A 25,632-nucleotide genomic window follows, 5' to 3' on the forward strand; every position below is an offset into this window, starting at 1 on the left:
ATGGTACTTGTTAAAAGGAGTTTTTTGTTAATTTCAACAATATTTCTTGTGTTTGTTTTAGCGGGATGGGGAAAGGTAGAGGCTGTTAAGGATGCTTCAAAATATACATCCGCGGTTGAAAATATCGATATTCCAAATGACGTGAAAGTAATTGGTTTTGGAGAAGCGACACATGGTAACGTTGAATTCCAAACTTTAAAGAAGGATGTATTTCAAGCTTTAATAAAAAATGAAAATGTTCGTGTTTTTGTGTTAGAAGGTGATTTTGGTGGCGCTCAGCAAATTAATCAGTTTATTTTAAATGGTACTGGCACAGCTGAGGAAGCGGTAAAAGCTTTGGATTATGGTATTTATAAAACAGAGCAAATGATTGAGTTTGTTCAGTGGATGCATGATTACAACATGACTGCCAATGAGAAAGATAAAATTTATTTTTACGGTAACGATATGCAACGCTATGACTATAGTAAAAAAGGGTTACTAGACTATTACGAAGTGGTCAATAGTGAAGGTGCTAAGCAATATAAGGCACAGCTAAAAGATGCGACGAATAAAACAATGAGAGATTTATCTAGTAGTCAGCTAGAGGAACTTGACAAAAATATGGATGCAATCATAAAGGATTTGCAAACAAATAAAGATTCTTATGAGAAGAAATCGTCGAAAGAAGCTTATTTACTTGCTGCTCAATATGCGCAAATTATGAAGCAGAGAACACAATTGTTTTTAAGTGATAGTAATTATGCGAATCTTCGTGATGAATATTTAGCAAACAACTTACAATGGATCGTTGATATTGAAGGTGCTCGAGGTCATGATAAAGTACTGATGTCTGCTCATAATGGACATATAGAGAAAACTTCGGCGAATCTGGCAGGGTACAAATCTATGGGCCAATACTTAGACGAAGTATATAAAGATGCGTACTTTGCTATTGGGACTGACTTTGTTAAAAATACGTTTCAGGCACAAAATGAGTCTGGCGTAAGAAAAGAGTATACAATTAAGCACCGAAATGCATTAATAGATGCTTTCAGCGAAGTGAAGGAAAATATATTCTATGTAGACTTTAAAAAGGCTAATGAATCTCCGGATTTAGCTAACATCTTAGCAAAAAAACAAAGAATGGGTAATATCGGAGATGACTTTAGCGTTTGGTATAAGTTTATGAAGATGCTTTATACAATTAATATGACACCTGCTGAGGCATATGATGGCATTATAATTGTGCAAAAGGCAACACCAACAAAGGTTATTGATTAATGCGAAGAAAAAATATTGTGACAATGAAATTAAAGTATGACTTTTATGGCAAAATGAGGGGTTGATTTCCATTCCGACTGGGCGCTTTCCTGGGGGTGTCCGATGAGCCGCTTCACTCGCGATGCTCGCTCCAGGGTCTCGGGCCAACACGATGTTGGTCACGGAGGCGTTATCACAGGATGTGATGCTCTTAGCCTCAGTTCCTCTATTGCTGATCCCCAAGGAGTCGTCCAGTCTCCACTCCAATCAACCACTACTTTGGGTGTGTTTTTTTAGATGTCACTTTAATTTATAGTAATAAAACAATATGTCAGCAACAATGGATTGTCTGTGGGAAAGCGAGACAGGCGAGACCCTGCACAGAGCGAATGTTTTTCGTGCGAAAGCGTAGTGCTAACGCAGCGACAGCAACGTAGCGGAGGAAGCGGCTCGACGCTCGCCCACAGGAAGCTCTGCTCTGCGCGAAAGCGAAGCGTCAGCGACAAAGCGAGTAGCCTGGAACGGAAATCACTCTCACTTAGAGAGAGCCGCAACATTCACAAAGATTTCTTTGACCATTTTGTTTTTCAACATTATGAAATCGAAGAATAAATGATGTATAATTCCGTTTCATTGCACCTTCTATAACTAAGTATTGAATACCTCAATTTTGTTAATGATAAAAAAGAGGAGGTGTGGAAACGATGGCACAAGAAATTCTTTGTGAAGTCAATAACTGTACATTTTGGAACTCTGGAAACAGATGTGGTGCAGAAAAAATTTATGTTGTAAGTCAAAAAGGACAACAGGCATCTAACAGTGAAGAAACAGATTGTAAAACATTTAATCCTGAAACACATTAAATGTTTAAAGGGTAACCATATAAATGGTTACCCTTTTCCCATATCTTTATAAATAGACATCCACTTTTTCTTTGTTAAACAAAAGCGTATGAGCATTTTTCACTTTTTCCTCTACATAATCTAATGAATACTTTCCATAGGAATCTGTTAAATCACCAATCGCACGAGATAAATTATCAATAACAGGAATAAACGTTTCTAAGTGAGTAAGTACTCCACCGTTATTCATTTCATCAGTAATTTCATGAGCAAGATGTTGAATCTTTCGTAATCGCAATTTTTCAGATTGCATGAAATCCTCCTTGTTGAACCAATTTATGATGCTTAAATATATGTCCAACAATATAATTTCATGAATGATTCCAATAGGTCTTCACATTGCTCGGATCGACCAATCCACAGCTTAGGCGAAATCTAAAAGTGTTCAAGTCCCATATTATTTTTAGGCAACGTAATAATAAACGTTGTTCCAATAGAAGGTTCGCTCTGTACAGAAATAGTGCCATTATGAGCTTGAACGAGTTTATAAACGATCGCCATGCCCAGTCCAGTACCTTCAGAAGAAGATTCTGTTGTAGTTCCACGATAGTATTGTTGGAATATATTCTCCATCATGTGTTGAGACATCCCTACGCCGTTATCCACAATGTGGATTTCTACATGCTCAACTCTATCAAAAATCTGTGTATAAATATCTGTATTAGGTGGATTGTGGATAATGGCATTCATAAGAACGTTTTGTAATATGCGTTGCATGAATTTCGTATCAAAGGCAGTGTTTATAACAGTTGTATCAGTTTTAAAGTGCAATATATAGTCATTTGCTTGTGGATTGTTGCTTATGTTCGCAACAATTCTTCTTGTGAAATCCACAATATCCTGCTTAGTTTTATGCAAGGGTAACTGACCATCTGTATTATTAAGCTGAATAACGAGACTTAAATCTTGAATAAGCTCCTCCATATGCATGCCTTTATCTGCAATCTCTTGAATAAAAGAACGAGCTTCATCCTTAGACCAATCGTATTGTTCGTTTAATAATAGAGTAGAGTAGCCTGTAATATACGTTAATGGTGTTTTTAAATCATGTGATATACCAGCAATCCATTCCTGTTTTGCTTGTTCAACCTCTTCACGTTCTGTTTCAGCAGCTTTTAATTTTCCTGATAAGGATTGTAGGTGTTGAAGTACTTCTTGATATAGCATATAACGCATATGGAGCTTTCCTTTGCGTGTATAAATTTTAGATAGTCCAACAGGCTGTTTGTAGTTTTCCTGTGATAGCTGATGGATCCAAGACATTATAAAACCAAGAGGACCCCCAAAATACCAACCAAATACAGCAATACAAGCAAGGGTGCTAAACCCAAAAATCCATAGAACTAGTAAATTCTCATAATCCTCACTCACAGATTTTTTAAAGAGTGGAAGAATACCTTCGAGACCGATAATTATACAAATACCACTCAAAATCATCCACAGAATAATCCCCAATGCAAGATGCAACGTAAATCGAGTGTTTATTCGCATAGTGTATCCTCTTTCGGGGGAATGAATTTATAGCCAATGCCCCTTAAATTTACAATTATTTTAGGCTTACGTGTATCATCCCCAAGCTTTTTCCTTAGCTTTGAAATATGAATCGTTACGGTTTTCTCCTCGCCATATACATCATTTCCCCACACGAATTCATAAAGCTGTGAAGTTGTGAAAATACGATTTGGATTTTTACAAAAGAAATGCAGTAGCTCTAGCTCTTTAGCTGTACATTCGACGAGCTGATTGTTAACGGTTAATGTAGCCGATTCAGGATTTAGAGCAAAGTAACCGAAATCAAATTTTGTATGCTGCTGTTGCTGAGAACGCTCATACATTTTTTGACGTCGAAGGATGACCTTTATTCGAGCGACTACCTCTAAAGGATTAAAAGGTTTTGTAATATAATCATCTCCACCGATACCCAATCCCGTTAATTTATCAAAATCAGTAGAGCGAGCACTGACAAAAATAATGGGTGTGTTTGAATGCTTACGTATTTCTGTGCAAAGTTCAAAGCCACTTATATCTGGTAGCATAATGTCGAGCAAAATAACATCGTACTGATTGTCCTTTACAAGCTGTAGTGTACTTTTTCCCGTTGAGGCAGTATCAATATTTATAAAGTTTTCTTTTCGTAATGTAATTTCTAATAATTTTAATATACCAATCTCATCATCAACGATTAGGATTTTTTCAGTTGTTTCCATTTTTATCCCTCATTTCAAATTCATCATAACAGCTTCTAGTCTTTATATCCGTATTCTCTTGAAAAAATTACTGTCATTTTCCATCGAGTTTACTTTGATTTTACTTTCACTTATTAAGCTTAATGTAACGAATTCAAAATAGTAGGGAGTAAATAACATGGAAACCGTTATTCATATACATCAATTAAGTAAAAGCTTTAAAGGAGTCGAGACCGTATCGAATGTCAACATGAACGTTAAGAAGGGAGAAATTTATGGGTTTTTAGGTCCGAATGGGGCTGGAAAGACGACGATCATGAAGATGATTTTAAACTTAGTAAAACCAACTTCAGGTGAAATTAAAATAATGAATCAACCCATTTCTACTACTTCATATCAATACTTGAGCAAAATAGGCAGTATTATCGAGTATCCGCAATTTTATGAAAGACTAACAGCTAAAGAAAATTTAGAGCTTCACTGTGAGTATATTGGAGTTTATGCAAAGGGAGCAGTGGAGGAAGCGCTAGAGATAGTAGGTCTCAATGGTGTTGAACATAAAAAAATACACGAATTTTCGCTTGGGATGAAGCAAAGGCTAGGCATCGCAAGGGCAATTGTCGCGAAACCAGAAATCCTAATTCTTGATGAGCCGATTAATGGTCTCGATCCTATAGGCATTAAAGATATACGCGAGCTTTTATTGCTGTTAAAAGAAGAGCATGGAATCACTATATTAATATCAAGTCATATCGTATCAGAAATTGAATCGATAGCAGATACAATTGGCATTCTTCACAATGGGAAATTATTGAAAGAGGTGAAGATGGAGGATATTCGAAAAGAGAATATGGAGTATTTGGAGATTAAAATAGACGATGTGAAAAAAGTAATTCCTGTGCTAGAGAACAAGTTAGGTATTCGGAAATATGAAATTGCGAATCAACATTGTATTCGAATTTTTGAACATGACATTTCTCAATCTCAAATTAATAAAGAACTTATTTTAAATAATATTGCTGTCAATGGCATTGAAAAACAGCAACAGCATTTAGAAGAGTATTTCTTAAATCTTATTAATGGAGGGAATCAAATTGCTTAAACTATTAAGACTTGAATGGAAAAAGAATCGTATATCTAGTTATTTTAAAGGCGTGATCATTTGTATTATTGGGATTTTTGCGGCAGTTGCACTGATGGCGGTTGGTTCCGGGGATGAACAGATGTTTCAGGATTATACTGATTTTATGTCTTTGACAAATATATTAATTCGCATTGTCTTTATCATCTTCTCGAGTGTAATTCTATCTCGTTTAGTTATAGACGAATATAAAAATAAAACAGTTCGATTATTATTTACGTATCCATTAAAAAGGAAAAAAATTATTGTTGCTAAGCTGTCTCTAGTTTTCGGATTTTGTTCCTTTAGCATTATGATTGCTACGTTTGTGATGAATATCGCCGTTTATTTTTTAAATCCAATGATGGGGTTGTTTGAAACACCTGTTGAGATACAGGAGATGGTAGCTACAATACCGACTGCCCTTATCAATGCTTTTATGATGGCTGGGGTAAGCTTAATTCCTTTGTATTTTGGCATGCGAAAAAAATCAACAGCTTCAACGATTACGTCGGCTGTTTTAATCGGATTTGTTATTAATGCAACGGTTTCAAATGGGGACACATCCGCCAGTTTATTTCAATTTATTATGGTTCCAATAACGATGTGTCTATTAGGGCTTATTATCGGCTATCTGTCTTTTTATAAAGTCGACAAAGTTGATTTAATTTAACTTCGTTCATAGAGTGTCCAAACACCCGATGAAATAGAGGAACTCAGGCGTCTCCACATCTTGTGAATACGCCTGTCTGGCCGGCATAATCGATATGAGAAATGAGGATATAAAAGTGAAAAAAGCAATCATAGCTTTGATATTCGTTATTGCGATAGGAGGAATTTTATTCACCCTTAAAATAAACGGAGAAAAAAGGATTAATGAAGAACAGTCCTTTGATGTTAAGGAAATTGAAGAACTAGAAATAAACATAGAGTCTTGGAATATAGCATTAGAAAATACAGAATCTGAAAAACTAACAATTGAATTTGAAGGTAAACAACAAAAAAAGCAGCAGAACAATCCTGTTGAAATTAAGAAAGACGGAAATAAAGTAAAAGTAATTCAACGAGACACTGAAGAAGGAGTTATGAAGAACTTTAGCTTTGGAAAAAAAGGTACTATTCACATTTCTGTTCCTAAAAATGCTGTGAATAAGATTGCATTAATAAACAGCTATGGTGATATCAAAATTAACAACATTGAAACAGAAGAACTAACGATTTCAACGGATTCTGGTACTAAAAGCATTAAAGGACTATCGGCAAATAAAAGTGTAATCACATCAAAAGATGGTGAATTGAATATCCTAGATAGTTTCTTAAATGAATTAACAATAGCCGCTACAAATGGTGATAGCTATATTACTAGAGTCGACAGTCCGAAAACGAAAATTACTTCGACTGGCGGTGAAGTTCTTATGAAAGAAATCAGCGAAGGAAAATCACTATTTGTAGAAACTGCTTCAGGGGATATAACAATATCATACAAAGGGGCACCGAAATCATTAGCACTTATAGCGAACAGTGAATCATCCGATATAAGCGTTAATTTAGAAGGTTATCAGAAAGAAGAACATACGGATCAATTAAAGAAAGGTAAAATTGGCGGTGCATTGAACGAATTGGAACTAATTAGCAAAGAAGGTATAATAACTGTGAAGTAAAAAACTAATCATATAGAAGTAGCGGGGGAAGAAAGATGGATAGGTTATTGCAAAATATCGTTACTTGGGCCAGCAAGGAAGAAAAGCCAATTGTTATTGGTATTTCTGGTCATGGAGCAGCAGGAAAAACAACGTTCGCCAATAATCTTATTAACTGTTTTAACGAAGATGACGTAAATTATATTAATACGGACCCATATATTGTTAGTTCGGATATTCGAAAGCATACAATTATCAATTATCCTTATCGAAACGAGCAGCATCATTTTAAAATGACAGCTTGCCATCCAGCGGCGCATCATTTACCTTCTTTGGAAAGAGACATTCAAATGGTTAGAAAAGGACTGGATTTATTGACAATAGATACGCACTATATGAAAAGTGCGTTAATTTCTTCCAAAAATAAAGTAACAATTGTAGAAGGAATGAGTGTAGCATTTATTAATCCCAAACTATTTGATTTGAAAATTTATTTTTATACAGATAGTGATACGGAAATGCAGAGAAGGTCATGCCGGGATGTAGTTGAAAGGGGAGCGGATATCCATTATTTAAAGCAGTCGCATGAAGAACGTCGAATTCAATATGAATTGTTTATGCATTCGTATAGTCAGTATTTTGATATTATTGTTAAAACTTCTGATGAACTAGTATGTCTAGAAAAAAATACGTTTGAATTTAACTACAGATAATCTCAAGTTGTAACTACAAGCTTAAATAACTTTAAAAGCCCTCATGCTATTCAAGCAGAAGGCTCATGTAAGGATACAAATTAATATTGAAATTTCACTCGAACAGTCGCATGAACGGCTATTTGCCCTTGTTCAATAGGCGTAGAAATGGCGGAGTCAGTCATCGCCATCGATCTATATAGGACAGGTCTATTTTTATGTTCCTCAACGATTTCGATTGGTTGAAGCTGGACGGGCAAATGCATCGTCTCTGCAATCGTTTTAGCTTTCATCTGGGCATTGTGAAGGGCTAAACTAAGAGCTTGTTGATAATAGGCATCTGCGTTGTCAATGTCGAATTGGATAGAGGAAATACGATTTGCACCATTGTCTACTGCTGTGTCAATAATTTTACCAATCCGACTCGTATCCGTGACTTTAACGGTAATAGCATTTGTTACTTCGTAGCCATTAAAAATCTGTTTGCCATCTTCATAATCATAAATTGGTGAAATAGTATAGACAGCTGTTTGAATATTTTCTCTAGGTATATGGAGAGCTAAAAGAGATTGGATAACACGATTCATCACTATTGTATTTTCTTGTTGCGCATCTTGTACATTTTTTCCTCTTGAATGGACGTCTATTTGAAGTTGAACATAACTTGGAGTAGCCATTACTTCTCCATTTCCAGTGACAGCAATCACGCGAGATACATGGGGTGATTGTTGACTAACACTTGCATAGTACATAGAGTACCACCTTTCGAATGGTTCATATTTGTTATCCTATGCATGCTACAGAAGAAAATTGATTTACTTTGTCTGCCTTCTCAATAATTTATCATGGAGTTTTGTAAATAACAGTAAAGCTAAAAGAGTTCCGATGAGGGCTAAAAACATGTCCCATTGTGCATCCCAACGATCTCCTTGCATCCCTAAAAAATCTTTTGCACCTTTGCCGCCTTTTGAAATTTTTGTACTGAGCCATTCAATAATTTCATAGAGAGAAGCAATAGCGAGCATAATGCTTATGGTTATGCCTGTTAACCAGGCGCCTTTCACTAGTGGTGTTTTTCGTATTAATATTTCTCTTATGACAATGGCCATCAAGCCTTTTAGGAAATGCCCAAATCGATCGTAGTCATTTCGTTTTAAGTGAAACTCCTCTTTAATCCAGTTAAAAAGTGGAACCTCCGAATAAGTATAGTGTCCACCAATGAATGTTAAAATAGACAAAAGGGCAATGATAAAATAAGAAAGTGTTGTAAGGCGAAACTTGTTATAGATAGCGACTACAATAATAATTGCAACGACAGCAGGACTAACTTCTGCGAGCCAATCTAAATAGGATACTGGTTTTATGACAGACCACACGAAAATAATAAGTACTATTAACAACAAAATCACATGTATTTTCCGATGATTATCTTTAGACAAAACGAACACTCCTTTTGTCTAAAGTATAGGAATAGAGTAAATAGCTTATACACTTTTACATAGGACTGAAGAAAAAAGCGCCTAGTCGTATTGCACTGACGCTTTGTAATAATTTTGTTATACCATTCTTAATAATGCCTCTACACCAGACATTCCTTCAGAAATACCAAGTTGATGCGCTTCATATGTCACAGATTCTAATGGAGCTGTCAATAACTCATCAATTGTTTTCACGCCAACTGCTCGACCGGCAATAATTTTCCGGTCTGCTAATCGGTCATTTAATAGACCAACATCTAAAGCTCCACACATAATGTACCCCGTGTCGTTAGAAATTGTTAGCAGTGTTGTTTTTGGTAATTGAACAACTATTGCAGTGAAAAAATGGCCTTTAATCATAATAGGCTCAATTGTTACCATCCGAAATCACTCCTTTTCTCTATATACATATGGCGATAGTTAAAAAGGTGTTCGGCATTTTTATTAAAAAAATTATTAGTTACCAAAGACGACCAGTGTTTTAAGAGGAGAAAACAGCCAAACCTTCATAAGTATAATTCATTGTAATTCGTAAATAGTAAGTTGACGGAGTTATGTGAATTTGAACTTGGGAGGTGATGCTTATGACACGCAAATATGTATTGATTCTATCCTTGTTTTTTTTAATCATATCGGTAATTTCTACAGTACTGACAACCTATGCGGATAAAGGTCGACCTTATTATGAGGAGACAGGGGAAGTTGTATGGGACATTAACGCAAAAGACAAAATAATTGCTCTGACTTTCGACGACGGCCCTCATCCCGAGTATACGGCAGCTATTTTAGATTTATTGGCTAAGTATGATGCAAAGGCGACGTTTTTTATTATTGGAAAAAATGCAGAAAAATATCCAGACCTTGTTTTACGATCTTTTTCAGAAGGGCATGAGCTTGCCAATCATACGTATTCACATCCGTTTAAAGCTTCCATAGCTGAATTACAGTCACAATTACGTAAGACAAAGGAAATAATTTATAGTATTACTGGATTTGCACCAGTATTGTTCCGTCCAGTAGGTGGTAATTATAATGATCAAATGATCAATGCCGCTGTAAAGGATGGATACAAAGTAGTGATGTGGTCTTGGCATCAGGACACTCAAGATTGGAAACAGCCGGGAGTCAACAAAATTGTACAAAAAGTGATGAAGGGGACGGAGCCAGGTGATGTTATTTTGTTCCACGATGGAGGCGGCAATCGTACGCAGACCATCAAAGCATTGGAAGAAATATTGCCAAAACTGAAGAAACAAGGCTATACATTTGTCACAATATCCGAGTTGATTAAAATCAAACAGCAACAAGAGCAAGTGCAATGAGGACAATAAGCCATCTCAGTAGATTGAAATGGCTTATTTTTTCTCCATGTCTTCGCGCAGCGGATAGTAAATTAGTCATTTCAATATTACCAAAATAGTAGTGGTGCTAGGGCAATTCCGGCAACTACCCCAAATGCGATTCCAATTCCAAAACCTGCTCCTGCTCCTCCGAAACCCCAACCCCATCCTAAACCATAACCACCAAATCGTCTATCAGGTAGAATCCATACTTGTCTTCTATCCACCCTAGTTATTTCTCCATAATGTACTCTGCCACATCTTTCTTCAATTCTTACACGTTTACCATGATATTGACAACAAAGATTATAAGTATCAGCTGGATTCACAAACTATCCCTCCTTTCGACTTCCTTACAAGCTAATATATGCGGTTGCGAACATTATCACTAGCCGATTGACTACTTCAGACATAAGCTAAAGTAAGGGGGGAATGTATGACAGTAATACCAACAGATGAGTGGCTCAATGAATTAATAGCGAGTCAAAAGCTTAATCACAAAAATCTTGAGGACTTGCAACGCTCTATACTTTGCAGTCGTTTAGTAGAGATTTTTATTGGTGGATCGCTAGATGAAATACAATTTGAACTACTGCAACAGGGACTTTTTCAGTCACATGAAAAAATAGATATTAACAAGTTAAAAAGACAAAACGTTTGGGAAGTAGTACAGAAGGAATTTAACTATTTAAAGGAGAAATGGAGCGGCCCAAATATACCAATTTATATCTTCCCAATCACGCAGGAGCAAACGATTACTAAGAAAAACGGTGTTGCCTATCCAAATGCTATGTTTTTATATATAGGAGAGCTTGAAAAGCAAGAGCTTAAAGCGTTATTTGCCCATGAGTATAATCATGTTTGTCGTCTGCAATATGTAAATAAATCGCTAGACGAAGTGACTTTATTAGATTCTTTGATTTTAGAAGGATTAGCAGAATGTGCAGTGGAGGAAATTTACGGGGATAAATGGTTAGCACCATGGTTGAGGTACTACTCATTGAATAAGATGCTAGAAATTTGGAAGGGGCATTTTTTGCCTCAAATCAATATTCAAGGATTAAACAATCATATTGAATTCTTATATGGTGGAAAGCTTCCTCAATGGATAGGATATTGCATTGGTTACGAAATAGTAAGGACCTATATAAAAAATCATTCATCAAATAAACTTCATGAAAAAAGTTCAGAGGAAATACTTGCTGGCTCTGATTTTTCTTTATAATCACTATGTAAAGCTTCATCAGTGAAAGATAGGGATAACACTTTGTTGAAACTTATGTAATGAGAATGAGTTGATCTTCGTTACGGCTGGGCTACTCCTTGGGGATCGTCGGACACCCCCAGGAAGCTTTGCTCTGTGCGAAAGCGAAGCGGCAGCTACAACATATGTTTTCTGTAGCGAAAGCGAAGCGGCAGCTACAACATATGTTTTCTGTAGCGAAAGCGAAGCGGCAGCTACAAAGCGCCCATCTAGAACGGAAATCAACCCCACGTTATGGTGAGGAACCTTAATTTTGATGCCCTTCCATAACATTGACACAAATCTTCCGCTACAATAGAAGGTAGGAGTGATTGTCATGTCAAATGAACTTAAAAATGTATTACCACCGGTTATTGATTTGTCTACGAAGGTACTAATTGTTGGCTCGATGCCAGGAAAGCAATCATTAGAGAAGCAGCAATATTATGGGAACCCGCGCAATCACTTTTGGCCGATTATTGGAGAAATAATAGAAGTGGTTATACCTCAGGATTATGGAGAAAGATTAAATTTGCTAAAGAACCATCATATTGGTCTTTGGGATACTATCGAGTCGTGCGAGCGTAAAGGAAGCTTAGATGTGGCAATTCGTAATGAAAAGCCGAATGATTTTAAAACGCTTTTTGCACACTATCCTAATATTGAGTTAGTGCTTTTTAATGGTACAAAGGCATTCGAGGTGTTTAAAAGGCATATCGGCCTTGCGGTTTTAGATGGTCGAGCATATCAAAAAATGCCTTCGACAAGCCCGATTCCAGGGAAGAATATTAAATCTTTTGAAGAAAAGCTTGAGGATTGGCGAGTGATGCACTCTTATTTGTCTAGATGACAAAAAATCCTCTCCGTTTAGTTTTGCATGACAGAGAGGATTGTAAGCAGTATTTAATAGATGAGGGTGACATTACTGCCATGTGTTGTAGTAAGATCCTGCTGGGCTATAAAAGAATTTAAAATGGTATTTTTCAACTAAGGCAAAACTTTTCTCTTCGTCGTTAAATCCGATTGACATCACCTGAGTACCGAATTTTTCTCGGATCTGAATTAATTGCTGCATCTTATTCAGCGCCCATTCATCTTCGCCGACTACATCATAAGAAAAGTTTTCCCACATAACAAAATCGATATATGGTGCAGTATAATCAGCTAATGTTTGAAAGCCCCAATTTTGAGCAACAGACAAGTCGTTATATTGCTGCTTTATGTTTTTTATAAAGGCAAGCATTGCTTCATTTTGTACGCTCTGTTCTTTTTCAGGTAAGTAGGACTCGATATTGCCAACAGTATCTAAAAACATACCATCCAATCCTTTTTGAACAATTTGTTTTTGAATTTCTTCTAGTAAAAGCGCTTGATAGTGTTCAGATGTCATATCCATCAAATACGAATCCCATTCAGAGAAATACATCTTTTCTCCGTGTTCGTCTTTATAAAAATCCTCTTCTTTTAATTGGCTATAAAACTCTAAATTCCATTTGTCTGCTTCCATTGCGTTAATATAGCCATAAATTAATGTTCCATTTTTTTGAGCTTGTTTAATATACTTCTGCTGCATTTCGATAGGCTCCACAATGACCAAATCTTCTTTAGCCATTTCCTTGCCAATTTTATCGTTCCCTTTATCTAAATAATATTTGTAATTTTTAACGGCAGCTAGCCTATCTTGAATACTTGTTGATCCTGCAGAAAAATTTGTAAGTACCCCGTTTCTCGGAAAATATACCTTTTATTATAGAGTGGTTACCGTGAAAATACGAATGCAGTTTAGGTCGACTAAATACAAGGCTAATAGGCAATTGCTCAACGGTTATTAGCCTTCCTACATATATTGAATTATGTAAAAGGAGGGGTTTATCATGAGCAATCCATATGAACAGATTATGCCATTTCCAGAATCCGATTTCGAACCTTCATTCGGAAGACCTGATATTGGCCAATCACCATCATTTAGACCGCCAGGTTTTGGTCCGCCACCATCGTTTGGCCCGCCAGGTTACGGCCCACCACCATCGTTCGGCCCACCTGGTTTTGGTCCACCACCATCATCTAGACCACCAGGTTACGGCCCACCGCCATCGTTTGAACCACCTAGCTTTGGCCCACCACCAGCAGGTCAAATGCCTCTAGGTCCACCACCTAGCTTTGCACCATCAACTCCACCATTCGGAATAGGTACAAGTGGTATTCGGTCATGCCTATTTAGAAATACGTATATATGGATGTTTAATGGATCAAGCTTTTGGTTCTTCCTAACTGCTGTAGGAAGAGAGTTTGTTTCAGGGTTCCGATGGAGTAGCAGAAGTGGCTGGCGCTTCCAAACTATTGCAAGAAGAAATATTCGCTCGTATGAATGTTCGAGATGGTAATTAAGAGCATGTCTATGAAATAAAGTTGTCATTTTAAATAAAGTATAGCTATTCAGCAAAACGAGGGATTGATTTCCGTTCCGACTGGGCGCTTTGCCGCTGACGCTTCGCTTTCGCGCAGAGCCGAGCTTCCTGGGGGCGTCCGATGAGCTGCTTCACTCGCGTTGCTCGCTCCAGGGTCTCATCTGTGACGCTGATCCCCAAGGAGTCACCCAGTCTCCACTCCAATCAACCACTTCACATTGCATGTATCTTCTCGTATGTCACTCTAAGTTATAGAGAAAAATGCGAAAGAGAAGTGCAAACGAAGCGGCAGCAACAGTATCATTATCTGTGCGAAAGCAAGTAGCATGGAACGAAATCAACCTCATTTAAAGCACCGCAACATGCACTAAGACTTCCTTACCTATTTTGTTTTTCAACATTTAAAAACACCTAGGGCATTAACTTCACACCCTAGGAGTTTATTCTTGATATGCTTAAATCTTCTCTACGTCATCAACTAGTTGCTTATACTCTGCAAACCACTTTTGCCATTCTTCCATTGGGAATTCTTCATGTACCGTTCCATTTAATAAATCCGAAAGTAGGCCTAAGCATATATGCCACCCGGCTAAATCTTTAGGGGTATGCTCCGTTAGCTCACCAATCGATTCAAGTAATACTAATATGGAGCCGCTGCCATTGGGGGAGAGTTCAAATCTAACTGAATCTTTGCCCCAATCAAATTCGAGCACTTCCTTCTCAACATAGTCTGTAATTGTTATTTCCTGAAAAACATTTGTTCCATCATTCATATTAAAGTAGATTTTGCCGTTCTTTCGAAGATCAATAATTTCTAAGTTATTCATCCATTTTTGAAGCTTTTCATTCTCTGTTAAAACGGCCCAAACAGCATCAACTGAATGTGACAGCGGACGGTTAAATTTCACGATATAGCGATTATGTTGTTTTTGAATAGTAGCGAGCATGGGAATCCTCCTTACTTTAGCTCATCATAAACTACCTGAACTGTCCTTGTCATAGTATCTTTTCTTTATTTTAATGTTTATATTCTGTATTTGTAATTTGAATTTTAGAGATTGAGCTATTTTCTTAGGTGAAATTGACCCGTGTAAAAATACAGCTCATTTAGCGTATTGGATTTATTAGAGAATGCTAAGAAAAGTAAGTGCTACTTATAAATATTAATGGGATGAGGCTTACAAAACATTTTTTTGCTAAAAGCTGTTATATAAGTGAAGGAACTTAATTAGATTTAAAAATTAAGGATAGCGATAAAAGGCAAAGGAGCGTTTATATAGCTTTTTTCATATTTAGTCAGCTATTATTTTGTGGATATTTTCGATAGAAGAAATTCATTAAATTATATACTATAGAATATAGTACTCCGATTAAAAGGTAGCGAAGAAACTCTTTAGCTACAAATTGTTGAATTACAAATATGCCAAACATAAAGCTTATTGTAAAAGTGATACTAATTATATATTTTTGCATATGTATATATTCCCCTTCTATTTTATTGAATTCTATTCATATTTACCTGTGTTGGCAGTGTGTATTGTAAGTCTATGTTGAATAAAAGAGAGCGGCTTATATGCCATCATTCATTCAAAACATAGCTGGTGCGCGCTACAGAATTTCGCTATTTATTTTTTCTAAAATACATAAGAGTCCCTGAACATATACATGCAATAATGCCCAATCCATGAAGTTTAATAAAAAATGACGCATTTTCTACGATTGATACAACTAAGGCAACACAGAAAAATATAAATAAGGGCAGTATTCTTTGTATCGCTAATTTTTTCATTATATATTCCTCTCTTTATTTATTCTTTGAAATAAAATTTCACTATTTAAGAGTCCCAAAGCCTACTTCTTGTCGAAAAAAATTTGATCAAATTATTTACGAATTTTACAATAGCCCTTTGAGGAAAGAGCACCTTGTGTTTAAAAATGGGGGTGTAGATTAGTAGAGGTTTTTCGGTTATTGGATTGTTAATTATCCAGTTAACATGGTTCTCGATACTAAAGTTCCTTCTTTCTTTTAGTTACAAATAATGAATATAATAAAACTATTGCCAAAAAGATAACACCGAATAAATAGAACCAAAATGCGGTAGTATTTTCTCCCCAATGAATTATTACTTGGCGTAAAAGAGTAATACATAAGACTAACATAGGGATAAGTACAGCTTTACTATTAATCACCATTGTTCACCACCTATTACATTAACTTTACTCCGAGTCATTCCTAATATACTTATTTACTTTTTTTTAATAATCTCCAGCGTAAATAATATTCCTTTAATTAGAAAATACATTGACTGAGCCTTTTTTACAATTGCGTGATTCCGAAACAAATAACTTGCGTATTCACGCAAGTGAACACTAAAGTGTGATACTCCTTTAGAAGTGTATTTAAAATTAAATTCACTAAATTTTATTATGTAATTTTTACCAAAAAACATTATCCTTTTTAACAATGAAGCAAAAATTTAAAAACATTAACAAAAAATTACTATTCCATTTTGTTGTTTGATGTTTAATAATGATAGGTACATATTTTAAAGGTAGGTGATGGATAGAATTTGTTGTATCAAAAAAGTATTGTTAAAAAAATGAAGGATTTAGTCAAGTGTGGAAATTTTAATGAGTCTTTCAAAACTGTTATTTTAAATTATGTTGATGAAAAAAATGATTCACAAATGATTTTCGGTCACCTTTGCATTATTCATTATCAAGAATTTGCACAAGATAATAATCCTGAAATTATAACAATAGCAGCAGCAATTGAACTTATAATTTTAAGCTTCGATATAATAGATGACTTACAAGATAATGATACAGATTATTTATGGTGTAAGGAACCTGCTTTTGCTATGAATGCAACTTTGGCAATGATTTTTTTAGCGATAAAGCTGATAAATGAAAGTACTTTTAGGCATAAACAAGAAGCATTAAGTATTTTAAATGATTTTGCTTTAAAAAGTATTAATGGGCAACACTTAGATTTATTAAATAGTTGTAAGTTTGAAGAAAGCTATATAAGAATGATTTCTTTAAAATCTGGGTCATTAACAACTTTAAGTAGTCTTTTAGGGACAGCACTAGCAATAGGAGAAAATGAACCCTGTGTAGCAGAGTATTCAAATTACATAGGAGTCATTCAGCAAATAAAAAATGATATTGAAGATTTAAACATATGGAATAAAAAAAATGATTTACTGAATAAAAAGTTTTCTTTACCTATCATTTTTTTGTTTGAACAAAGTGAGGAGCATTCAAAAATTTTAACTGATTACTATTCTGGGACCACAACGTACTTAGACAATCAAATTATTGAAGAGGCTTTAATGAATACGGGAGCTATACACTATGCGGTTGCTCTAAAAAATACATTTAAATTTAGCGCATTAGATTTAATAGAAACGATGTCCTTTAGCGAAGAAAGTAAGCAATACTTAAAAAAATTAATGGAATGAGATTTTATATGAGAAAATTAATTCAGTATTTAGTAGCAAACCCTAATTTAATTAGGTTGTTAAAAGAAAAAAAGATATCACTTGTAGGTGTTACAGCACGCGAGCAACAAGCTATAATGGAAGCATTTAATGAGCCTATCTATAAAATAGGCGTTGGGTGGCGCGGAGCAGGGAAAGAATGAAGATAAATTATAAAACATTTTTATTTACGATTACTAGCTATACATTAGTAATCATGTATATGTTATCTTTTAGTTTCCGATTTCCATTAATTGGTATTGAAGCGGAAAGAGTTCATAATGATTGGATAATAAAGAGCTTTACTTATCCTGAATGGGCAGAACTCAATAATGTAGAACAAGGGAATATTGTTTTAGAAGTAGATAATAAAGCAATAGAAGCAAGTAAAGACTCAATGCAATATAGTATAAGAAGTGCAAATAGTATGTTATTAAAAGATACACTCGGTAATCTACATACAATACACATAAATTATTCAGAGTTACCAAATCAATTTCTATATGTTTTTATCATACCATTAATTTATTTTTTAATAAATTTGGCGATAAGTATTTATTTATATACATATAAAAGAACATCCTTTCAATCTTTAAAGATCTTTATTTTTTATATACTGACAGTTTCACTGACTTATAGCAGTGTAGGCGCTTCTACTCAAATGGATAGATTAGGTATGTTTATTATGAGTAACGGCATCATATTAAGTTTAATTTTATTGATTCATTTTTTGAGTAATTATCTTAAATCATTAAATATTAATCTAGCTTTTAAAGTAAACAAAAGATTTTTATATGGAATACTTTGTACTATTTGTTTATTGACACTTTTTGAGATGATCAATCCTGTCGTAATACCTTTCAATACACTCCTTATTTTAGTTACATTCTGTGTGTTAATACTTTATGCTATTTTTATGTTGGGCATATCTTACGTAAGATATCGAAAACAACAGCTTTTGCTATTATTTTTATGTTTGATAGTACCATTCCTTCCATTCGTGCTTCTCTATATTTTACCGATGCTTTTATTTAATCAATTTATAGTATCATCTTCGGTTTGCGCATTGTTTTTGTTATTTATCCCTATCTCGTTACTGTTGGTACATTTACCTGAACGGTTGTTTGATTTAGATTATCAAATTACAAAGATCCGTTATTATAGTTTGTTTTCATTAACTTTAGCTGGTTTAATATGCACGGGAATATTTTTCACGATGCATATAGACTTAATAGATTTACTATATATCTTTTTATTCGTGTTTATATTATTAGTTGTTGCACTCTATTTTAAAGAAAAGATGGATTATGCAAATCGCAAGCTACTGTATTCTCCTAAAGGGGATTATATCCATGTCGTACATAAAACTATTGAGCGCATTATAAAAGTGACAACTGTTGAAGAACTATTAGATCGTTTTACAGAAGAACTATCACAACAATTAGCTGTAAGTGATATCAATATTTATATCCACTCTATAGTAGATGGAACAGTTTTAAAAAATGATTTACCGTCGGCTCCTGTCTTTAACACTGATACGATTGAAAAATTACGTTTAGGGGAGATAAAGAAAATAGGGGACCTTTATATAGGTTGTTTGCATGAAACTTTAGATCAAAAGTACATTCTTACGATTGAAGATAAAGGCAAAATTTATTTAAAAAGAGAAGAGTTGTTATGTCTAGAATTGTTGATTATTTATATAAGTAATTTTATTGAAAATACACATTTAGTGGAAGACTTATTTAATCAATTAGATAATGTACAAAAATTAGGCAAACAGTACCCTTCATGGTTAAGGAAATTTGTTTGGATAAAGCTTGAAAACGAAAAATATCAATTAGCTCAAGAGCTCCATGATACGATCCTACAAGAACAAATTCATCTAATTAGAGAAATAGATATGATTCAAGACAAGCAAGTACCAAAAGAACTACAACAACCTATTCAGCAACATCGCGAATATTTAGTCGAGCTTAATCACCAATTACGCTATTATTGTGAAAAATTGAAGCCACCACTACTGGAAAAGCAAGGTTTACTGGCTGCATTAGATAGGTTGTTCGCAGAGATAGATCAGCGTGCGGATTTTTCTACGATTTTTGAGATTGAAGATATTGCGGTAGAGAATGCGGAAATTCCTTTACTAATTTATCGAACAGTTCAAGAACTGTTAAATAATGCGATAAAGCATTCACAAGCAACCTATGTGAAGATACAACTTATCTCGACACTAAATGGCTTTGAGTTGGTGTATTTTGATAATGGTGTAGGATGTGATTTGTCCGAAAACGAACAGAAAAATTCTATGGGACTCCAAGGAATAAAAGAGCGTATTTATGCTTATAACGGTTTTATCCAAATGGAGTCAGCTCCTGATGAAGGGATGCGTGTTCATATAAAAATAGAGGAAGGAAATTCTTATGATTAATTTACTTATTGTAGACGATCATCCTTTGATTTTGGATGGCAGTAAAAAGCTTTTTAGTGAAGTATCAGACATTTCGGTGGATACATTAAATGATATAGAGACATTTGCCAATGTTATTGAGGAAAAAGTGTATGATATTTTTTTAATTGATGTTAATCTAGGTGCTTGCAGTGGTCTAACATTTGCTAAGTTAGTAAAGGAAAAGTATCCGTCCTCAATTGTAATCTTATATACGGGTGACAATATTAAAGATTACTATTCTTTAATTATTGAAAAGAAAATTAATAATGTGATTTCCAAAACAGCAACAAAAGACCGGATATTAAAAACCATTTACGCAGCCATGAACAAAGATATGTTACTTCCTGAAGACTTTATTGATTATGTCAATGATAGCTGCTCCGGAAATTCTATTAAAAAAATATTACGTTTCAATAATAGAGAAAAAAGAATACTTGAGCTTGTGATGGAGGGATATACAAATCAAGCAATTGCACTTGAACTGAACGTGAAGCAACGGACAATAGAAAATAATTTATCTCAAATCTATGCACTGTTAAATGTGGGGACACGTGCTGAAGCGGTAATAAAAGCGAAGGAACTGGACTTAATTTAAAGAGTTAAGAATGTGGATTGTACTACTCTTTTCATTTTAAGTTGATTATTTTATTGTTTATCTTGTGTATATTTGCGATGGAGGGTATTCACTAAAGAATATAATATAGAAAATAATACGATTGGAGGATAACGAAGAAATCCTCCTTCTATAAATTGGTTAATTGCCCATATTCCGAAAGTATAACTTATTATAAAAGTAATAACAATTGCAAATTTTTGCATTTGTTAATTTCACTTCCATTAAAAAGGATTTTATTTTTAGTGTAATTATGATGTTTTTGATGAAAATTGTATTTCTTTTTATCTCAGAATTTAAAAGTTTATAAAAAATATATTTTAATATCGCTTTTTAAAATATATATACGGCTATTATATTGATAGCGCCCATTGAAGAACAAGTGGGCGCTATTTGAAACTTACAAAGATATGAATGAGCTGAAGGCATTGTCAAAGTAAAGAAAATAAACTTTTTAAAAATGATGAAATACAAAACTAGTTAATGAGATTTGTACAAGTTTTCACGCCTATTCTTTATCTTTTCTCATATTTTTAAAATTACCTCTTGATAGGAATAAAACTGAAAATCCTACTATTAATGTAAAAGTGGAATAAACTAATTCAAACCAATTCATGTTCGAGTAAATAATTAACTGAGAAAGCCTTGCAACTCCTTGTATAGTAAACCCTATACCTATTAAAAGAAAAACAACAAACTTTTGCTTATATGCCATGGTGCTCACCTCGTAAGGAAAGGAGCTAATATCCTCTTGAATTTACTTAGAAGCAAAGCCTGCAGCAATTTGACTATAACCAGCTACTTGAAGTCCTAGGCCTGAAGTAGCTGCAGCTACTGATAATGGAAGTGCAGGTGATAGGACTGTTGAGGCTGCTGCGACAACCACAACCTAAATATGGATCATATTGTAAAAACCAATGCCGTAAATCATTCGCAATAAAAATTAATTTCTTCTCATTTTTTTTCAGGCGGCCTAAATTGATTGTAAAGCAACACAATAAACACACATAAACTATTGAGTACTGTTTGAAGAGTACCTGGCTCAAAAATAACTTTATTAATTCCAATGATGACAACTACTATGGCCACAGAAATGGCTGTCCTCCAGAATGCCTGCATTCGCATCTTCCTTTTATATTTTTCTGTATAACTTCACCTTAATTATCTCATAATTCTATTCAACTTTTGAAATGCGTGATTCCGCAATTAAATTATGCGGAATCACGTTTTCATTATGATTTTGCAGTGAAATTATATAAATGAACCGATTTACTAATTTAAGAAAAAATAAAAGTTAATATAAATACAATGATTGAAAAAGTGTTCAATGTTATATTGAAGAATGTATTTAGTCCAAAATAAGGCACATTTTGTGTTCTTAAAAGTAATCCAATTGCTAATAATCCAATTAAAAGAAGTAAATTATAATAGACTTTTCTATTCAAAAAAATGTGCATCCTTAATTAAGAATATGAAATATTTTTAGAAAATAAAAATACTAATAAAGGACTAAACTCTTTAAAAGAATTTAGTCACAGTATCTAACCATAGATAATGGATTTTAAACGAAGGATTTTATTAGAAGTTTTATAAAGGAGAATTTGTTTTATAAAGAGGCTCTCCAATAAGTTTATTTTCTAACTATCAAACGCCCTTTTTATGGTAGAGGGGACAATCCTCCAGCTAGTGCACCAGCACCAGCAAATCCCATAGTAGTATCTTTTATTATGGCTCTAGCTTTCTCACCATTCATGTTTCCTGTAGTGTATCCTGCAATAACTGCAGCACTACCTCCTAGAAACCCTGCTCCTCCACCTAGCAATCCTCCGGCTATCCCTGAAACAAGTCCACCACCATTTATATCCATTAATTCTTGTTCATTTAAAACATCCATGCTCATAACTCCTTTTGAAATAATAAATTTTTATGTTTGCGTTAAAAAACTGCTGTTAATATTAATTAAGCTTGGCTTCCGAAAGAGTTTGGAAATAATGTGAGAAACTTTTTAAGCTTAAATAAGAGAGATTCATCGTTTCGTAAAAGGTTTATGTGGTAACTTACATTTTGTGGCCGAACCTCTCTAATCGGCAGTCGTGTGTTTATTATTAATCTAATTAATGAAGTGCATCCCAAACTTTCGCGGCAATAATACCCCCCGTTACCGCACCAGCAGCAGCACCTGCTGTACCTCTTACAGGAGCGTTTTTTATTGAACCAGATGATCCAACCCCAATAGCGCCACCAATAAGAGTTCCTACTGTGGAACCTCCGCCTACCCATAATTCTTTCATAAAATCAGAGTATGCTCCACCTCCATCAATACATAACAATTCTTCAGATGATAAACTTTTAAATGTTTTTTCCAAAACTAGTACCTCACTCTCAATTTATTGTTTAGAGGCAAAAAAACTTAAATTTAAGTTATATATCTGCCTCTAAACAAACGATATATTTTATTTTCAAATTCTACAATTGCGTGTTTCCGCAATTGTATCTATGTGAAATCACGCAATTGTACTTATGTGTACTTTGACTAAAATAAATAAGTAGAATTCTGTTGGAGTATAAGTAGATGAGGCAAATAGCGTTATCACCTTCATTATTAAATAATTGAAATAGAGGTATAGAGGTAGATGTTTAAAAAATATGTTTGTATTAAACAATATGATCAAAAGGATTGCGGTGTTGCTTGTTTAGCGACCATCTCAAAGCAGCATGGGTTGAAAATGCCTATTTCACAGCTACGAGAAGTAGCTGGGACAGATAAGCAAGGGACTAATATACTAGGTTTAATAAAAGCAGCTGAAAAAATAGGATTTACTGCGAAGGCCGTAAAAGGCGATGATACGAGTTTTTTTCAGGAATTTCCGTTACCAGCAATCGCACATTGTATTATAGACAACCAATTATTACATTATATAGTTATACATAAAATATCCCAAAAGGAAGTTATTGTTGCTGATCCTGCAAAAGGAATTGTGAAATATTCACCTGGAGAGTTCTTTAAAATATGGACAGGCGTGCTTGTACTACTCACACCATCAGTCAAATTTGAAAAAGGTGATGAAACACAAGGACTTTTAGCACGTTTCTTTCATTTATTAAAACCACAAAAATGGTTATTTTTCCAAATATTTATTAGTTCGATTTTATATACTATGCTTGGTATTGCAAGTGCATTTTATTTTCAGTTATTAATAGACGATATTCTTATTTTTAATTTAGAAAAGTCATTACATATTATTTCTTTAGGGATACTTTTACTATATACATTTCAAATTATACTTGATGCATTTCGTAACTATCTTTTATTACATATTAGCCAGAAGCTTGATATTTCACTTATTTTAAGCTTTTACAGTCACGTTTTAAACTTACCAATGAATTTTTTTGGTACAAGAAAAGTAGGGGAAATTATTTCTCGACTAATAGATGCTTCTAAAGTGCGGCAGGCATTGTCAGGAGCTACTTTATCAATAGTATTAGATACCATGATGGTTATTGTTGGGGCTTTTATACTGTATACCCAAAGCGCCTTTTTATTTGGAATAACGCTGATTATGGTCCCGATTTATATTCTGATCGTATGGGTATTTAAAAAAGCCTATGAAAATATTAATCGTAAGGAAATGGAAGAAAATGCCCAATTAAATGCCTATCTTGTAGAATCGCTTAATGGAGTTGAAACTATTAAAGCTTATAATGCCGAAAAAGCAACAAAAGATGAACTTGAAAAACGCTTTATTAAATTTTTAAAAAGTATTTTTAAGCATGGGCTAATTGATAATTATCAAAACTCTTTGAAGAATTATTTAGGTTTAGCAGGTGGAACGGTCATATTATGGGTAGGTTCATATCAAGTTCTAAAAGGGAATATGACAGCGGGACAACTAATAGCTTTTAATGCATTACTAGCCTACTTCTTAACGCCATTGCAAAACTTAGTTAACTTACAGCCAATGCTTCAATCCGCTATTGTTGCTTCTCAAAGATTAGGAGAAATACTTGATCTAGAAACAGAGGAAGAAAAGCATAAAGGAAAAAGGATAGCTCCTCAACATCTAAAAGGAGATATAGATATTCGAAATGTTGATTTTAGGTATGGCACAAGAAGTCTAATCTTAAAAGATGTGAACCTTTCTATCGGCCAGGGGGAAAAAGTAGCATTTGTTGGTGAAAGCGGCTCCGGTAAGACTACTTTAGCAAAGCTTCTTTTAAACTTCTATCAACCTGAAAAAGGTGAAATTTTAATTAATGGTAATAACCTTCAGGATCTAGATTTTCATAAATTGCGTGAGAAAATTGCCTATGTTTCTCAAGAAAGTTTCTTTTTTAGTGGCACAATTGAAGAAAATTTATCACTGGGGACAGATAATGATGTGACACTTGAGGATATTGTGGATGCTGCAAAAATTGCGAAAGCCCATGATTTTATTAATACTCTACCTTTACGTTATAGTACGGTTCTTGAGGAAAATGCGTCCAATTTATCAGGCGGGCAACGTCAACGTCTATCCATTACAAGAGCAATTTTAAAAAGACCGGATATTCTTATACTTGATGAGGCAACAAGTAACCTGGATTCCATCACGGAGAAAGCCATTTCGGAGACCATCGATGACTATTGTTCTGGAATTACTACTATTATTATAGCGCATAGATTAAGCACTATTAAGAAGTGCGATAAAATTTGTGTGATTGAACAAGGGAATATTATTGAGTTAGGGACACATGAAGAATTAATGAATAGTAAAGGTAGATATTTTGAGCTTTGGAGAAATCAAATGGCTGGTGAAAATGAACAAATAGAGTTAGTTACTAGTTAAAAGGTGAT

General features: G+C 34.4%; 29 protein-coding genes and 1 pseudogene. 16 read left to right on the forward strand and 14 right to left on the reverse strand.

Features of this window, described 5'->3' with window-relative positions:
* Nucleotides 1-1,263, forward strand: a complete 1,263-nt coding sequence (locus tag ACFTQ7_RS10780; protein WP_386828654.1) for an erythromycin esterase family protein — start codon at nt 1-3, stop codon at nt 1,261-1,263.
* A 683-nt stretch (nt 1,264-1,946) separates the two neighbouring features.
* A complete protein-coding gene (locus ACFTQ7_RS10785; protein ID WP_082172635.1) occupies nt 1,947-2,105 on the forward strand; it encodes a DUF1540 domain-containing protein in 159 nt (52 codons plus the stop codon).
* Between the two features lie 46 nt (nt 2,106-2,151).
* Here the strand turns inward: ACFTQ7_RS10785 and ACFTQ7_RS10790 are convergent, their stop codons facing one another.
* The 3 genes from ACFTQ7_RS10790 to ACFTQ7_RS10800 all read right to left on the reverse strand — a co-directional run bounded on the left by ACFTQ7_RS10790 (nt 2,152) and on the right by ACFTQ7_RS10800 (nt 4,351).
* The gene (locus tag ACFTQ7_RS10790; protein ID WP_386828655.1) at nt 2,152-2,397 is read right to left on the reverse strand and encodes a group-specific protein; all 246 of its coding nucleotides are present in this window, start codon (nt 2,395-2,397) and stop codon (nt 2,152-2,154) included.
* 122 nt (nt 2,398-2,519) lie between these two features.
* Complete coding sequence (locus ACFTQ7_RS10795; protein ID WP_386828656.1) at nt 2,520-3,635, reverse strand: sensor histidine kinase; 1,116 nt, start codon at nt 3,633-3,635, stop codon at nt 2,520-2,522.
* On the reverse strand, nt 3,626-4,351 hold the full coding sequence (locus ACFTQ7_RS10800; protein WP_386828658.1) for a response regulator transcription factor: 726 nt from the start codon (nt 4,349-4,351) through the stop codon (nt 3,626-3,628). The genes ACFTQ7_RS10795 and ACFTQ7_RS10800 overlap by 10 nt, the downstream gene beginning before the upstream one ends.
* A gap of 157 nt (nt 4,352-4,508) precedes the next feature.
* Between ACFTQ7_RS10800 and ACFTQ7_RS10805 the strand changes: the two genes are divergently transcribed.
* From ACFTQ7_RS10805 to ACFTQ7_RS10820, 4 genes are all read left to right on the forward strand, one after another.
* Entirely contained in the window at nt 4,509-5,432 is a 924-nt protein-coding gene (locus tag ACFTQ7_RS10805) for an ABC transporter ATP-binding protein (protein ID WP_386828659.1), read from the forward strand.
* Nucleotides 5,425-6,123, forward strand: coding sequence for an ABC transporter permease (locus tag ACFTQ7_RS10810; protein ID WP_386828660.1), 699 nt, complete (start codon nt 5,425-5,427; stop codon nt 6,121-6,123). The genes ACFTQ7_RS10805 and ACFTQ7_RS10810 overlap by 8 nt, the downstream gene beginning before the upstream one ends.
* A 115-nt stretch (nt 6,124-6,238) precedes the next feature.
* Nucleotides 6,239-7,111, forward strand: coding sequence for a DUF4097 family beta strand repeat-containing protein (locus ACFTQ7_RS10815; protein WP_386828662.1), 873 nt, complete (start codon nt 6,239-6,241; stop codon nt 7,109-7,111).
* Between the two features lie 35 nt (nt 7,112-7,146).
* Nucleotides 7,147-7,803: a uridine kinase family protein gene (locus tag ACFTQ7_RS10820; protein WP_386828664.1), complete on the forward strand. Its 657-nt coding sequence runs from the start codon at nt 7,147-7,149 to the stop codon at nt 7,801-7,803.
* A gap of 80 nt (nt 7,804-7,883) precedes the next feature.
* Here ACFTQ7_RS10820 and ACFTQ7_RS10825 read toward each other — a convergent pair whose 3' ends face one another.
* The 3 genes from ACFTQ7_RS10825 to ACFTQ7_RS10835 all read right to left on the reverse strand — a co-directional run bounded on the left by ACFTQ7_RS10825 (nt 7,884) and on the right by ACFTQ7_RS10835 (nt 9,641).
* Nucleotides 7,884-8,534, reverse strand: coding sequence for an SIMPL domain-containing protein (locus tag ACFTQ7_RS10825; protein ID WP_386828665.1), 651 nt, complete (start codon nt 8,532-8,534; stop codon nt 7,884-7,886).
* Nucleotides 8,535-8,597: 63 nt separating this feature from the next.
* Nucleotides 8,598-9,221: a DUF2238 domain-containing protein gene (locus ACFTQ7_RS10830; RefSeq protein ID WP_386828667.1), complete on the reverse strand. Its 624-nt coding sequence runs from the start codon at nt 9,219-9,221 to the stop codon at nt 8,598-8,600.
* 117 nt (nt 9,222-9,338) lie between these two features.
* Nucleotides 9,339-9,641, reverse strand: coding sequence for a YunC family protein (locus ACFTQ7_RS10835; RefSeq protein WP_079562172.1), 303 nt, complete (start codon nt 9,639-9,641; stop codon nt 9,339-9,341).
* Between the two features lie 203 nt (nt 9,642-9,844).
* Between ACFTQ7_RS10835 and ACFTQ7_RS10840 the strand changes: the two genes are divergently transcribed.
* Entirely contained in the window at nt 9,845-10,582 is a 738-nt protein-coding gene (locus tag ACFTQ7_RS10840; protein WP_386828668.1) for a polysaccharide deacetylase family protein, read from the forward strand.
* A gap of 86 nt (nt 10,583-10,668) precedes the next feature.
* Here the strand turns inward: ACFTQ7_RS10840 and ACFTQ7_RS10845 are convergent, their stop codons facing one another.
* Nucleotides 10,669-10,929 carry a hypothetical protein gene (locus ACFTQ7_RS10845; protein ID WP_349659408.1) on the reverse strand — a complete coding sequence of 87 codons (261 nt, stop codon included), beginning with the start codon at nt 10,927-10,929 and terminating at the stop codon, nt 10,669-10,671.
* A 107-nt stretch (nt 10,930-11,036) separates the two neighbouring features.
* Here ACFTQ7_RS10845 and ACFTQ7_RS10850 point away from each other — a divergent pair, with 107 nt between their 5' ends.
* The 3 genes from ACFTQ7_RS10850 to ACFTQ7_RS10860 all read left to right on the forward strand — a co-directional run bounded on the left by ACFTQ7_RS10850 (nt 11,037) and on the right by ACFTQ7_RS10860 (nt 12,693).
* Entirely contained in the window at nt 11,037-11,825 is a 789-nt protein-coding gene (locus tag ACFTQ7_RS10850; RefSeq protein WP_386828670.1) for a DUF2268 domain-containing putative Zn-dependent protease, read from the forward strand.
* A 98-nt stretch (nt 11,826-11,923) separates the two neighbouring features.
* On the forward strand, nt 11,924-12,115 hold the full coding sequence (locus ACFTQ7_RS10855; RefSeq protein WP_386828671.1) for a hypothetical protein: 192 nt from the start codon (nt 11,924-11,926) through the stop codon (nt 12,113-12,115).
* 65 nt (nt 12,116-12,180) lie between these two features.
* On the forward strand, nt 12,181-12,693 hold the full coding sequence (locus ACFTQ7_RS10860) for a DNA-deoxyinosine glycosylase (protein ID WP_386828672.1): 513 nt from the start codon (nt 12,181-12,183) through the stop codon (nt 12,691-12,693).
* A gap of 72 nt (nt 12,694-12,765) precedes the next feature.
* Here the strand turns inward: ACFTQ7_RS10860 and ACFTQ7_RS10865 are convergent.
* Nucleotides 12,766-13,566 (reverse strand): annotated as a pseudogene (locus tag ACFTQ7_RS10865) (endo alpha-1,4 polygalactosaminidase); the annotation flags it as partial.
* Between the two features lie 151 nt (nt 13,567-13,717).
* Here ACFTQ7_RS10865 and ACFTQ7_RS10870 point away from each other — a divergent pair.
* Nucleotides 13,718-14,227, forward strand: a complete 510-nt coding sequence (locus ACFTQ7_RS10870) for a transporter (protein WP_386828674.1) — start codon at nt 13,718-13,720, stop codon at nt 14,225-14,227.
* 479 nt (nt 14,228-14,706) lie between these two features.
* Here ACFTQ7_RS10870 and ACFTQ7_RS10875 read toward each other — a convergent pair whose 3' ends face one another.
* Nucleotides 14,707-15,198 carry an SRPBCC family protein gene (locus ACFTQ7_RS10875; protein ID WP_386828675.1) on the reverse strand — a complete coding sequence of 164 codons (492 nt, stop codon included), beginning with the start codon at nt 15,196-15,198 and terminating at the stop codon, nt 14,707-14,709.
* A gap of 1,060 nt (nt 15,199-16,258) precedes the next feature.
* Nucleotides 16,259-16,444, reverse strand: a complete 186-nt coding sequence (locus ACFTQ7_RS10880) for a hypothetical protein (protein ID WP_386828677.1) — start codon at nt 16,442-16,444, stop codon at nt 16,259-16,261.
* A 377-nt stretch (nt 16,445-16,821) separates the two neighbouring features.
* Here ACFTQ7_RS10880 and ACFTQ7_RS10885 point away from each other — a divergent pair, with 377 nt between their 5' ends.
* From ACFTQ7_RS10885 to ACFTQ7_RS10900, 4 genes are read left to right on the forward strand one after another with little or no spacing between them, the layout of a single operon-like run.
* Nucleotides 16,822-17,715 carry a polyprenyl synthetase family protein gene (locus tag ACFTQ7_RS10885; RefSeq protein ID WP_386828679.1) on the forward strand — a complete coding sequence of 298 codons (894 nt, stop codon included), beginning with the start codon at nt 16,822-16,824 and terminating at the stop codon, nt 17,713-17,715.
* A gap of 8 nt (nt 17,716-17,723) precedes the next feature.
* Nucleotides 17,724-17,897 carry a competence pheromone ComX gene (gene comX / locus ACFTQ7_RS10890; RefSeq protein WP_386828681.1) on the forward strand — a complete coding sequence of 58 codons (174 nt, stop codon included), beginning with the start codon at nt 17,724-17,726 and terminating at the stop codon, nt 17,895-17,897.
* Complete coding sequence (locus ACFTQ7_RS10895) at nt 17,894-20,164, forward strand: sensor histidine kinase (protein WP_386828683.1); 2,271 nt, start codon at nt 17,894-17,896, stop codon at nt 20,162-20,164. The genes comX and ACFTQ7_RS10895 overlap by 4 nt, the downstream gene beginning before the upstream one ends.
* Nucleotides 20,157-20,780: a response regulator gene (locus ACFTQ7_RS10900; RefSeq protein ID WP_386828684.1), complete on the forward strand. Its 624-nt coding sequence runs from the start codon at nt 20,157-20,159 to the stop codon at nt 20,778-20,780. The genes ACFTQ7_RS10895 and ACFTQ7_RS10900 overlap by 8 nt, the downstream gene beginning before the upstream one ends.
* Before the next feature lie 526 nt (nt 20,781-21,306).
* On the opposite strand, the gene ACFTQ7_RS10905 is transcribed toward ACFTQ7_RS10900, so the two are convergent.
* From ACFTQ7_RS10905 to ACFTQ7_RS10920, 4 genes are all read right to left on the reverse strand, one after another.
* Nucleotides 21,307-21,513, reverse strand: a complete 207-nt coding sequence (locus ACFTQ7_RS10905; RefSeq protein ID WP_386828686.1) for a hypothetical protein — start codon at nt 21,511-21,513, stop codon at nt 21,307-21,309.
* A gap of 42 nt (nt 21,514-21,555) precedes the next feature.
* Nucleotides 21,556-21,684: a hypothetical protein gene (locus tag ACFTQ7_RS10910; protein ID WP_386828687.1), complete on the reverse strand. Its 129-nt coding sequence runs from the start codon at nt 21,682-21,684 to the stop codon at nt 21,556-21,558.
* Nucleotides 21,685-22,455: 771 nt separating this feature from the next.
* Nucleotides 22,456-22,692 (reverse strand): hypothetical protein, encoded by a 237-nt coding sequence (locus ACFTQ7_RS10915; RefSeq protein ID WP_386828688.1) that lies wholly within the window; start codon nt 22,690-22,692, stop codon nt 22,456-22,458.
* Nucleotides 22,693-22,912: 220 nt separating this feature from the next.
* Nucleotides 22,913-23,164, reverse strand: coding sequence for a hypothetical protein (locus ACFTQ7_RS10920; RefSeq protein ID WP_386828689.1), 252 nt, complete (start codon nt 23,162-23,164; stop codon nt 22,913-22,915).
* A 267-nt stretch (nt 23,165-23,431) separates the two neighbouring features.
* On the opposite strand from ACFTQ7_RS10920, the gene ACFTQ7_RS10925 reads away from it, so the two are divergent.
* On the forward strand, nt 23,432-25,624 hold the full coding sequence (locus ACFTQ7_RS10925; protein ID WP_386828690.1) for a peptidase domain-containing ABC transporter: 2,193 nt from the start codon (nt 23,432-23,434) through the stop codon (nt 25,622-25,624).
* Nucleotides 25,625-25,632 lie beyond the last annotated feature (8 nt).

The sequence above is a fragment of the Lysinibacillus sp. NPDC056959 genome, from assembly GCF_042674095.1.
GTDB classification, from domain to species: Bacteria; Bacillota; Bacilli; order Bacillales_A; family Planococcaceae; genus Lysinibacillus; species Lysinibacillus zambalensis.